Source organism: Bacillus sp. V59.32b (assembly GCF_003429085.1).
Taxonomy (GTDB): domain Bacteria; phylum Bacillota; class Bacilli; order Bacillales; family DSM-1321; genus Peribacillus.
Genome location: NZ_QVTC01000023.1, coordinates 30,057 through 42,343, shown reverse-complemented (window position 1 = coordinate 42,343; position 12,287 = coordinate 30,057). Strand labels below are relative to the sequence as shown.

General features: G+C 43.3%; 9 protein-coding genes and 1 pseudogene. 1 reads left to right on the top strand and 9 read right to left on the bottom strand.

Going from position 1 to position 12,287, the window contains the following annotated elements; genetic code table 11:
• Positions 1 to 95: 95 nt before the first annotated feature.
• The 7 genes from coaE to D0463_RS07055 form a co-directional block, all read right to left on the bottom strand.
• Entirely contained in the window at positions 96 to 710 is a 615-nt protein-coding gene (coaE, locus tag D0463_RS07090; RefSeq protein WP_117306609.1) for a dephospho-CoA kinase, read from the bottom strand.
• Positions 711 to 731: 21 nt separating this feature from the next.
• Positions 732 to 1,361 (bottom strand): sporulation membrane protein YtaF, encoded by a 630-nt coding sequence (ytaF, locus tag D0463_RS07085; protein ID WP_117306606.1) that lies wholly within the window; start codon positions 1,359 to 1,361, stop codon positions 732 to 734.
• A gap of 92 nt (positions 1,362 to 1,453) precedes the next feature.
• Entirely contained in the window at positions 1,454 to 2,287 is an 834-nt protein-coding gene (gene mutM / locus D0463_RS07080; RefSeq protein WP_117306604.1) for a DNA-formamidopyrimidine glycosylase, read from the bottom strand.
• A gap of 275 nt (positions 2,288 to 2,562) precedes the next feature.
• Positions 2,563 to 5,196, bottom strand: a complete 2,634-nt coding sequence (gene polA / locus D0463_RS07075) for a DNA polymerase I (RefSeq protein WP_117306601.1) — start codon at positions 5,194 to 5,196, stop codon at positions 2,563 to 2,565.
• A 480-nt stretch (positions 5,197 to 5,676) separates the two neighbouring features.
• A complete protein-coding gene (pnpS, locus tag D0463_RS07065; RefSeq protein ID WP_117306597.1) occupies positions 5,677 to 7,455 on the bottom strand; it encodes a two-component system histidine kinase PnpS in 1,779 nt (592 codons plus the stop codon).
• Positions 7,452 to 8,168, bottom strand: coding sequence for a response regulator transcription factor (locus tag D0463_RS07060; protein ID WP_117306594.1), 717 nt, complete (start codon positions 8,166 to 8,168; stop codon positions 7,452 to 7,454). The genes pnpS and D0463_RS07060 overlap by 4 nt, the downstream gene beginning before the upstream one ends.
• A 158-nt stretch (positions 8,169 to 8,326) precedes the next feature.
• Complete coding sequence (locus D0463_RS07055) at positions 8,327 to 8,800, bottom strand: MaoC/PaaZ C-terminal domain-containing protein (protein WP_117306592.1); 474 nt, start codon at positions 8,798 to 8,800, stop codon at positions 8,327 to 8,329.
• A gap of 157 nt (positions 8,801 to 8,957) precedes the next feature.
• On the opposite strand from D0463_RS07055, the pseudogene D0463_RS07050 reads away from it, so the two are divergent.
• Positions 8,958 to 9,329, top strand: a pseudogene (locus tag D0463_RS07050) (IS5/IS1182 family transposase); the annotation flags it as partial.
• Positions 9,330 to 9,840: 511 nt separating this feature from the next.
• Here the strand turns inward: D0463_RS07050 and mdh are convergent.
• Both mdh and icd read right to left on the bottom strand, forming a co-directional pair.
• The gene (gene mdh / locus D0463_RS07045) at positions 9,841 to 10,779 is read right to left on the bottom strand and encodes a malate dehydrogenase (RefSeq protein ID WP_117306589.1); all 939 of its coding nucleotides are present in this window, start codon (positions 10,777 to 10,779) and stop codon (positions 9,841 to 9,843) included.
• Between the two features lie 130 nt (positions 10,780 to 10,909).
• On the bottom strand, positions 10,910 to 12,178 hold the full coding sequence (gene icd / locus D0463_RS07040; protein ID WP_117306587.1) for an NADP-dependent isocitrate dehydrogenase: 1,269 nt from the start codon (positions 12,176 to 12,178) through the stop codon (positions 10,910 to 10,912).
• Between the last annotated feature and the right edge of the window lie 109 nt (positions 12,179 to 12,287).

Genomic DNA, 12,287 nt, shown 5'->3' with positions numbered 1-12,287 from the left:
TCGAGGAGTCTCGCAGATTCCCTTCCCAAAAACAACATTATCGTTTAACAGAGCCATTATAAAAGAAAAAGGAAGAAACAAAAATGCTTCTCCCTTCAGTCCTCTTTTATTTTCACATTCCAGCTACGCAGTATTTGCCTTACCTGCCACTTTGTTTCCTCTAAGCTTCCGTTGTTATCGATGACGGCGTCCGCTAACGGCTTCTTATCCGCAAGTGGCATTTGTGATGTAATCCTTGCCAGCGCCTCTGCTTCAGAATAATCATTTCTTCTCATCAACCGCTGTAATTGTACATGCTCATCCACATAAATTAACAGCGTTTTGTCGACCATCGAGGTCAGTTTGCTTTCGAATAACAGAGGGATATCCATGAATACGGTATTCTCTCCCCGTTCGAAGGCTGCATCCTTGCCGGCAATCATTTTTTTTCGCACCGCCGGATGCACGATACTATTTAACAGGAGTCTTTTCTCTGTGTCGTTAAAGATGATCGCCCCCAATTTCGCGCGGTCGATCGTCTGATTTTCATGCAAAAGCTGCGGACCGAATGATTCAACAATTTGTTTGTACGCTTCTTCACCCGGTTCCACCACTTCTCTTGACGCAATATCAGCATCAATGATCGTGAATCCCAGTTCATCTCTGATGAACTGGCTGACACTGCTTTTTCCGCTCGCAATACCTCCGGTTATCCCGATTACCTGTCTCATAACTGGTTTTCTCCATCTTCTTCAAAATTTCATAAGGCCAATGACAATCAATAAAAGTCCTGGAAGAAATGATAATCTTTGAACGATTTTGCTCGAGGATAAAATTTTTCCGCTCTGAAGTCCCGCAAAAATAAATAATGAACTCATGATGGCGATGCATATTGATAAAACGAAAGATGAAATTCCCATCATCACCGCGCCTATACCGGCTCCGAAAGCGTCGAGTGACAGCGCAAAACCTAATACGAGTGCTTCTACTCCATTGATCGTACCCGATTTATCAAAATCGGCAGTTAACGGCTTCTGAAGGATGTTAATGACTACACCGAGTGACTTTATTTCATAGTTAAAGATCGTTTTTTCAGCAAATTGATCCTCCGTCGGAAAATCTTTCCTAAAATACTGAAGTAACACCCAAAAACCTAAAATGATTAAAATGATTCCGCCGGTTTTTTCCGCAGCGGCAGTGGAGACAAATTGCCCGATAAATTCCCCAATCATCATCGCGATTCCTAAACTCAAAGCAGAGCAGCATGCAATTACGGCGATCGATTTAAAGGGAATCCTCATTTTTCTCATTCCGAATGTCAAACCGACACTGAACCCATCAAAGCTGACGGCAAAAGCCAGAAACAAAAGCTGTAACCACATCTTAAAGTCCTCCCCATCATTCCGAATCGCTAGGATAGTATATGGAAGGAGCAGATCCTATGTGCCGGTGCCCGAAACGGACCGTCTAGCTTTTATTTATTAATGCGTTGGCAGGAAGGGCAAAAGGTCGTCCCTCTTCCGCCGACAACTTGCTTCTCAAGCGGAGTGCCGCAGCGTTTGCATTCCTCTCCCTTGCGTCCGTATACAAGCAGTTCAAGCTGAAACATGCCGATCTGCCCCTGGGAATTTACATAGGATCGGATGGTGCTGCCACCTTTTTCAACCGCTTCCGATAAGGTATCTATTATTTCTTTGTGCAGACTCTTAATTTCTGCAGACGTTAATGAAGTGGCAATCCGCTCCGGATGTATGCCGGAACGAAACAAAGCTTCATCCACATAGATGTTGCCGATTCCTACCACTACCGTTTGGTCAAGCAGCACAGGTTTAATTTTGCGGTTGGTTTTTGAAAGCTTTTCCGTCAAATGTTTTACGGTAAATTCTTCTGACATAGGTTCAGGTCCAAGGTGCAGCAATGGGAGATTCGTTTGTTCCTCTCCCTTAGCAAATAAATGCATCGTCCCGAATTTCCGGACATCCCGGTAACGAAGCTCCGTTCCATCGGTAAACGAAAAGATTACATGTGTATGCTTATCATAAGGCTCCTCATGAGCAAATACCCCATATTTCCCTTCCATCCGCAAGTGTGAAACCATTGCGTAATGATCAAGATAAAAAATTAAAAACTTGCCGCGCCGTCCGATTTCGCGGATCGTCTCTCCCTTAAGGGCATCCTGAAACTGTTCTACCTGTTCAGGAGCCTTAATGATTTTAGGCCAAAATACCGAAACCTCTTGTATCGACTTTCCAATTACTAGTTGTTCCAACGTTCTTCTTATCGTTTCCACTTCCGGCAGCTCAGGCATAATGCCACCTCCAATCTATATTAGGCCCAAACGATGTGGGTCATGGCGACGTTGCACACGACTTGACGTATTTAGTCGCCGTTCTATATTGTCTAACTCCTGCGCCTAGCTCCTCGAGGTCATAAGTCTGTCCCTTACAGAAGGTAAAAAGCACCTTCTTGCAGGGCCAGTCTTATGCTTGTCGGACTTGCCCAGGAAGGGCTGGCATCGACGTTTGCCACACGACGTGGCAGATTTTAGTCGATGTTCCTTGTTTGCGAGGCGCATCCGTTTTTCTATTTCGCGTCAAACCATGTCGGGCCGTATGCGTACTCTACTTTTAATGGCACCTCTAGTTCAAGCGCTCTCTCCATTTCTTCCGGAACAATTTTCATTAACATTTCCAACTCTTCGGGCGGCGCTTCGAAAATCAGTTCGTCATGAACCTGAAGCAATAGCCGGGCTTTCATGTTTTCTTCCTTCAGCCGCTCGCTCATATTAATCATCGCCAGCTTGATAATATCAGCAGCACTTCCCTGAATCGGAGTGTTCATTGCGGTTCTTTCCGCAAAGCTGCGCAAATTGAAATTGCGGCTCGTTATCTCAGGAATGTATCTCCGTCTTTGCAGAAGCGTCATCGAATAGCCTTTTTGCTTGGCTTCATGGATGCTGTCTTTCATATAATCCTGGACACCGGGGAAGCTCTTTAAATACTGATCGATAAATTCGCCTGCTTCTTTCCTTGTAATGTTCAGGCTTTGGGATAAACCATAATCGCTTATGCCATATACTATCCCGAAGTTTACCGCTTTCGCATGACGGCGCATATTGGAAGTAACCTCTTCCGCCGAAACATGGAAAACATCCATAGCTGTCTTCGTATGAATGTCCATATCTGTCCTGAAAGCCTCGATCAATCCTTCGTCCTTGGCAATATGAGCCAGTACTCTTAGCTCGATTTGTGAATAATCAGCCGCAAAAATGAGCCAATCCTTTTCAGAAGGAATAAATGCCTGTCTGATTTTCCTTCCTTCCTCAAGCCGGATTGGGATGTTTTGCAGGTTAGGGTCGGTGGAGCTTAATCGTCCTGTTGCCGTGAGCGCTTGATTAAACCGGGTATGGACCTTGCATGTTTCTTCGTCGACCACCTTCAGCAGGCCTTCAATGTAGGTGGACTGCAGTTTACCGAGCTGGCGGTAATGAAGAATTTCTCTTACGATCTCATGCTCGCTTTCAAGCTTTTCAAGGACGTCAGCAGAGGTTGAATACCCTGTCTTCGTCTTCTTAACGGGAGGAAGCCCTAGCTTTTCAAATAAAATAACGCCGAGCTGTTTTGGAGAATTAATATTGAACGCCTCACCCGCTAATTGATGAATCTTCTCTTCGATTAATTTAAGCCGCGTCACCAGTTCTGAGCCCATATCCTTCAGGCGCCCAACGTCCACTTTTACCCCTTGAATCTCCATTTCTGCCAAAATAATCGCCAGCGGCATCTCCAATTCCGTAAATAGTTTGTACTGTTCATTTTCCTCCAACGCCTCAATCATCGGCTCTTTCAACTTAAAGATAGCAAGCGATTTCCTTGCTAGATGTTCACCGAGCTTTGCCTCATCAGGAACCGAACGCTTGGCTCCCTTTCCATAAAACGCCTCATCGGACTGAAGCTGTATCCCGCGCTGCGCTTTCGTTATCGCTGCCACATCTTCAACGGATTCCGAGGGGTTCAATATATAGGATGCGAGGAAAATATCAAAATCGATTCCCTGAAGATCGATTCCCTTTCTTCTCAAAGCAACGATAGAACGCTTAGCATCGTACACCGCTTTCCTTTTCGTTTCATCACGGGCCCATTCTTTAAATTCCTCTGAGGCGAATGCCATGTCTGCAGGAATATAAAAGTTTCCTTGATCGTTAGAAATGGCAACGCCAATAATGTCGGCACGATAATAATTATCTTCCAATATCTCAATATATAAAGCACTCTCATCCGCAAACAGACCGGAAGGCACTTCTTTTACTATCTCAAACGAAATATCTTCCTGATCCATCTCTGCCACAGGTTCTCCTGCTTCATCCATCTTATCAAGTAAAGAACGGAAACCGAGATCCTTGTAAAAAGAAACTACCTTCTCTGTATCCATACCATGATAGACCGTGTCGGCGAGTGTTATTTCCAAAGGGGCTTCCCTTGAAATCGTCGCAAGCTGCTTGCTTAATACTGCCGACTCTTTATGCTCTTCTATTTTTTCTTTCAGTTTATTGCCGTTTACTTCGTCGATCGATTCCAAAAGCTTTTCGACCGTCCCAAATTGGTGCAGAAGCTTCAGTGCCGTCTTCTCCCCGACACCAGGAATTCCGGGGATATTATCTGAGGCATCTCCCATTAGGCCTTTCAAATCGATAATCTGATGCGGGCCAATCCCGTATTTCTCCTGAATATGCTCCGGCGTATATTCTTCAATATCTGTAATCCCTTTTTTGGTGATGTTCACAGTAGTCGTTGGCGAAGAGAGCTGGGTCAAATCTTTATCACCTGAAATAACCTTGACTTCATAGCCTTCTTTTTCCGCATGCAACGAAAGGGTACCGATAATATCATCCGCCTCATAGTTTTCCAGCTCATACCGGGAAATGCCGAAATGATCTAATAACTCCCGGATGAACGGGAACTGTTCAGACAGTTCAGGCGGAGTCTTTTGCCGGCCTCCTTTATACTCTTTAAATGAAGCATGCCGGAAGGTCGTTTTCCCGGCGTCAAAAGCTACGAGCATATGTGTCGGTTTCTCTTCTTCCAGTATCCTGTTAAGCATCATCGTAAAACCGTATACCGAATTCGTGTGGATGCCTTTATCATTATTAAGGAGCGGCAACGCAAAAAAAGCACGGTATGCAATGCTATTCCCGTCTATCAGAACGATTTTCTTACTCAAATCAAAATCCCCCTCGCCATCTGATCAAAACTTGTGTCTATGTCAACACAAAAAGCCGTTATTTTCTTCTTTACATTCTACCATGAGAATGTACGGAAAGAAAAATAACGGCTATTACTTGTCTATCAAGAAATTATAAATATTGTCCCGTTAAAAATTTTAAATGTAGGGGTCTGGTGTCCAGCTCCGCCGTACAGGACGTACCAGTGCTGACGAAGTCATAAGGACGTGCTGACCTCGACGTAAGACATAAGGACGTTTCAGGTTTTAGTCATTCTTCCTTTCTTGCAAGCCGCTTACGCTTTTCCCTTAAAAACGGAAAAAGGCGAGGACGGGGTCTTGTCCTCACCTTTTCCAACTCCTTGGATGAAGGGGTTTTCATAAGTAATTGTAAACTTATGATATTAAGGAGAATTGAATGTTTTGTAAAAATAATGTAAATTATCTCCAACCTCTTCATCCAGGTTACATATTACTATTTTAAGCTTGTTTCTTATTAAAAACTACCGTGAAGATCGTACCCTTTCCAGGCTTGCTGGTCACCGTGATTTTCCCTTTATGGGCTTCAACTATATGCTTTACAATCGCAAGCCCAAGGCCTGTTCCGCCCGAATTTCTACTCCTTGCTTTATCCACTCTATAAAAGCGTTCAAAAATACGGGGGAGTTCCTGTTTCTCGATGCCGATGCCGCTATCTTGTACAGCCACCTTCACCGCATGCTTTTCCTCCGTTATTGTAATGTCTACTTTTCCGCCATTCCCTGTATAGTTTAATGCGTTCGTAATTAAGTTAATGAATATTTGCTTGACCCGGGAAGCGTCCCCTTTTATCATCACAGGATGTTCCGGCGCATGCAGGGTAAGAGAAATATTTTTTTTAACCGCCTTCCCCTGGTGAATGGCATGTGTTTCTTGAAGCAATTGACACAAATTTAACAACTCGAGATTGAGGACAAACTCCTGTTGTTCGATCTTTGATAAATCCAATAGCTCTTGGATCAATGCCTGAAGACGGTCACTTTCTTTTAAAATAATCGACAAGAAATTCTGAAGCGCCTCCTCATCCTTCATCGCTCCATCAAGTAATGTCTCCGAGAACCCTTTTATTGATGTGATCGGGGTTTTTAACTCATGGGATACATTCGCGACAAAATCTTTTCGCATTTGCTCCAGTTTCTTTAATTCTGTTATGTCGTGAAAGACGATGAGAATACCTTTCCATTCATTCTGGTTTCCGATAATGGGTGCGCCGTATACTTCGAAATGCTTCCTATCGATCTCTAACGGGATAAGCAGCTGACGCTTCATGCTTTTTTCGGTCATAAAGATCTCTTCTATTATGCGAATGATTTCCTTGTGCTCAATCACCTCATAATACACTCTGTAAAGAAAATCAGAGGCTTCCACGTTAAAAAGTTCCTTATATTCACGATTGATCAGTGTCACATACCCTTTGTTGTCAATAAGCAGGACACTGCTCCCGATATTCTCTATCAATGTTTCAAGCCGATCCTGTTGCATTTCCCTGGCAATCTCCATTTCCTGGAGATTCCTTGCGAGAATGTTGAGTGATGTGCTAAGCATTGCAGCTTCATGGGAACGCTCCTCATACGTCCGCGCGCGATAGTTTCCCTTTGCCAATTCGATCGCTGTTGTTGTTGCAGCCTCGATCGGCCGAGTATATCTTGTGGCAATCCGGCTTCCGATCATGATGATGACAATCAATGATGCACCAAGGCTGGCGGCTAATATCCACCACATTTGCCGGTTTACCTGTTTGATGACATCTATTTCATTGCCAAGAACAACATACCCTTCCACTTCATTGTCACTTTCGACTGATTTCCAATAATAATGCAGGTCAGGGGATCCTGGGGGCCCCTCGAGCACTTCATATCCTTCTCTGTCGGAGTCTTTGTGCGCGATAATTTGATTCAGGATTGCTGAATGGCTTTCCGGATTGTTCCTTTTATTAACATTCGAATCATAAAGCACTTTACCGTTAGCTGATAATATGGTGAAATTGGAATCCAGTAACGCATTGAGTCCAGCTTTTGGGCCGTCTCTTAAAAAAGAAGTAATTCCACCTTGTTCTTTTATGTAATTAGAAATAAAGACAGTTTCTTTTTGGATTCTTTCATTAAATGTGTTTATATAATAGCTTTTAAATAGTTGGCCCAATAGCAAGCCAGCTGCTAACAGAACGACGGTGATAAGGCTGATTAAAGCCAAAAGAAGCCTGGCCCTGAATTTTGTCATTCCGTTTTTGGCTCCTCAAGCTTATAGCCCAGTCCGCGAATCGTTTTGATGTATAGCGGTTTTTTTGAATTATTTTCAATTTTTTCACGAAGGTGGGAGATATGCACATCAACAATGCGTGTATCACCGGCAAAGTCATAGTTCCAGACGGCACTTAACAACTGGTCTCTCGTCAACACTCTTCCCTTATGTTTCGCAAGATACAGCAGCAATTCGAACTCCTTAGGCGTCAACTCAAGCAGGTCATCTTCAAAATATGCCTCGTAACGATCCGGATAGATGCTTAAACCGCCGAACTTCAACAATTCACCGTCACCAAGCTCGCTTCCCTTTATTTCAGCCTGAATTTGTGAACGTCTAAAAATCGCCTTAATGCGCGCGACCACTTCGCGAGGGCTGAATGGCTTCGTCATATAATCATCTGCGCCAAGCTCAAGGCCGAGAACTTTATCAAATTCGTCATCTTTTGCGGTCAGCATAAGGATCGGCACCATCATTTTCTGTTGGCGAAGCTGCTTGCACACCTCGATACCGTCCAGCTTTGGAAGCATCAAATCCAATACGATTAAATCCGGGTTCTTCTCTATCGCTAGGTTTTTGCCTTCTTCCCCATCCATTGCGGTTATAACGGAATAGCCCGCTTGCTCCAAATTATATTGCAGCAAAGTCAGGATTGATTTTTCATCATCTACAACGAGAATTTTTTTAGACATGGCTTCCTCCTGAATAAATAGTACCCCAATACCAATTTGAGCCTTCATCCACTTTTATTATAATGAAAAAAAAGGATAAGGAAAACTTTTTAAAACAATGTCCTCCGAGGGGTCATGTTGAAAAACCCTGTCGGAAATCTTTTAACAGGGTTTAGATGTTAGAAATTATCGAGAATGCTGCCATCCAACGAAACAGTCTGTTTTGGCGGGCAAACATTAATAATGCCTTTTAAAACGATTTCTTTGTCGTCGTTTATGCCGGATACTTCGATTTCAATAACCTCATTTTCTACGTTTACTTCGATTACCTCGAAAAGGAATTTCACGGTACTTGAATGGTAAACCGGTCTTGGAAATTCAATGGCTTGTGAAAGAATATGGCTGCCCGGACCTGGCAAATACTTTGAAACAGCGGATGTGATAATTCCAAGCAGCATAATATTCGGAACAATCGGTTTTTTGTAGGATGTTTGGGAAGCATAGTCATGCTGGATATAAAGAGGGTTCGCGTCATTAGTCAAGCCAAGATATAGTAAAAGATCTTTGTCTTCCATTTTCTCAGTGAGGGTCAATTTTTCCCCGGTAGTCATTTCGTCAATCTTCCTGCCGAGCTTTCTTTTTTTTAAGAGCATGAATAATCGCCTCCGAAAAATTGCTTCAACTAAATCAATTTCATTAATTTCATCCTTAGAGCCCCAATTGTTCTGAGACGAAAAAAAGAAGTACCTCCCCAACATTTCGAAATAAGTAAGGACCACACAAACTTATAAGACTGGAGGAAGTCTCCCTATGCCTATTATACGACGAAGCCTGTTTGATCTACAAGAATGATATGATTTTAGAGCGTACCCAACGATTTGAAACTGTTTTTTCGGATATTGCATCGATCCATCTTCGCTTAGTAACGAAGAAATCACGTTTTGGCAGACCTGTGGAGCTAAATGATGCGACCATGATTTACTCCTTAGTGGCCCGAATTTCGGAACGAATTCCATTTATGAAAGATGTAGGAAAGCGTTTAAAAAATGATAGGATCTTCTGTCTTGACTGCGGGTTTTTCGTATCCGATTCCGTGCCATCAGAAGCTGCGTATTCGAGAATGATTACGATCATTAGTGAATCAAATGTTTGGAAGAAGTTCAAGAGACACTTCTTCATCAAGGTCCATTTTAACATCGTTACGTTCGTTTATAAGGCTTCAAAATGAGCCGCTGATCGTATCCATGCTCAGATAAATCCACAAAATATAGGCTGTGTTAGTACTCACTCCTGATTGCTAAACCGGTTGCTTTTCGCTGCAGGCGGCGACTCCTTGAAAATGCTACGCATTTCCTCGTGCGGTGGCTATTCGAGGATGATCACTCAACGTCCTGCGGGAAAAGCGTGGCCAGGTGAGACCCCGCAGGAGCGAAGCGACGAGCAGGATCACGGGCCGCCCGCGGAAAGCGCCCGCCTGTAGCGGAAATCAACAGCCAAATTCAGCAGGTACAAACTAAGAAAATTTTTGAGTAACTAATATTCTGTTGTTTCTTTGCAAAAAGGAATTATGAAATTGATTCAGCTAATTAATAATTTGGAAAAAAGAGGGTGCCCAAAGGACATCCTCTTCTTAATGATGGGAAATATAAAATTTTTACAATGTGTCTTGGATTTTGCTAAAGCATTTCAGCAATTACTGAAGTACCTGCATGACACTTTTCACTGAATCAGCAGATTTAGCAAGTGCTGCTTTTTCATCTTCTTGCAATTCAAGTACGATGATTTGTTCGATACCGCCGGCACCCAATACCGCAGGGACACCAAGGTAAATGCCATCATAACCGTATTCTCCTTCTAGGTAAGCGATAGAAGGAATGACGCGGCGCTGGTCCTTAAGGATTGCTTCCGCCATTTCAACTAGTGAAGCAGCAGGAGCGTAGTAAGCACTGCCGTTTCCTAGAAGGTTAACGATTTCACCGCCGCCTTTACGTGTGCGTTCAACGATTGCATCCAGGCGATCCTTTGGAATAAGCGTTTCCAATGGAATGCCTCCCGCGTAAGAATAGCGCACAAGCGGCACCATGTCATCGCCATGACCGCCTAACACAAAACCGGTAACATCCTTAACTGAAAGGTTTAGCTCCTGGGCTACGAATGTACGGAAGCGAGCAGTATCAAGAACTCCGGATTGCCCGATTACACGGTTTTTAGGAAAGCCGGATTCCTTAAATACAGTAAAGGTCATTGCGTCAACCGGGTTAGTAAGAACGATAATATAACTGTTTGGTGAATATTTTACGATTTGTTGTGTAACGGATTTCATGACTTTTTGGTTTGTTTGTACCAGGTCGTCACGGCTCATGCCTGGTTTGCGGGCAATCCCGGCAGTGATGATGACGATATCTGAATCCGCTGTATCTTCGTAGTTTGACGTACCGGTAATATTAGCGTCAAAACCTTGGACAGGACCGGCTTCAAGCATATCAAGCGCCTTACCTTTCGTCGGGTTTTCCATTTGCGGAATATCGACCAATACCACGTCGCCAAGTTCTTTTTGAGCTAATAAAAATGCAGTTGTCGCACCAGTAAATCCGCTACCAATCACAGAAATTTTTTTACGTTTCATGGACATGTCAGTTCCTCCTCGGATTATGTAAGAATGATTTAACTCTTGAGTTCTTATTTTGAAAATTCAAACAATAATCAATAGAGAAATCCCTATGAAAGCATAAGGTTCGGCTTTCATAGAGATCAGATATTACTTAAAGATTCTTAATCAATTCATCAGCGAATTCAGAGCATTTAACTTCTCTAGCGCCTTCCATCAGACGCGCAAAGTCATACGTTACAACCTTGGAAGAAATTGTTTTCTCCACTGAGTTCATGATCATTTTCGCCGCTTCAGTCCAGCCAAGGTGCTCAAGCATTAATACACCTGAAAGAAGAACAGAAGATGGGTTTACTTTATCCTGGCCTGCATATTTTGGAGCAGTTCCATGGGTTGCTTCAAAAATAGCATGTCCAGTCTCATAGTTGATGTTTGCTCCAGGAGCGATACCAATACCGCCAACCTGTGCAGCAAGAGCGTCGGAAATGTAGTCGCCGTTCAAATTCATTGTTGCTACTACATCAAATTCTTTTGGACGTGTAAGGATTTGCTGTAAAAAGATATCCGCAATGGAATCCTTAATGATGATTTTGCCCTCAGCTTCAGCATTAGCCTGAGCTTTGTTAGCAGCCTCAGCACCTTGTTCTTCACTGATGCGGTCGTATTGACCCCAAGTAAATACTTTATCCCCAAATTCTTTTTCCGCTAATTCATAGCCCCAGTTCTTAAAGGCACCTTCAGTGTACTTCATGATATTGCCTTTATGTACCAGAGTCACTGATTTGCGTCCTTCTTTGATTGCATAGTTGATTGCCGCGCGAACAAGGCGTTGTGTACCTTCTTCAGAGACTGGCTTGATGCCGATACCGGAAGTTTCAGGGAAACGGATTTTATTAACGCCCAGTTCGTTTTGAAGGAAGTTGATTAACTTCTTCACTTCATCAGATCCTTGTGCATATTCAATACCTGCATAAATGTCTTCCGTATTTTCACGGAAGATCACCATGTCAGTATCTTCAGGACGCTTAACCGGAGAAGGAACCCCGTCAAAATAGCGTACAGGACGCAAACAGACAAATAGATCAAGTTCTTGGCGCAGCGCCACATTCAATGAACGGATTCCGCCGCCGATTGGTGTTGTAAGCGGGCCTTTGATCGCAATGAAGTACTCACGGATAACATCCAAAGTTTCTGCCGGAAGCCATTCGCCAGTTTGCTTAAACGCCTTTTCTCCTGCAAGAACTTCTTTCCAGACGATTTTCTTTTCGCCGTTGTAAGCCTTGTCTACCGATGCTTCCAAAACGCGTGATGCTGCCGCCCAGATATCTGGACCGATGCCGTCCCCTTCAATGAAAGGAATGACTGGATTATTAGGTACATTCAAAGTACCATTCTCTACTCTAATTTTTTCACCTTGTGTCATCACGTTACCTCCAATTCAAATTCAAAGGTTAGTGGCCCAAGGGGGTCAGCTAACCTCTTATCTCACAATTATAAATTTACTATATAATCGCCAAATTAAAAAACAAAAA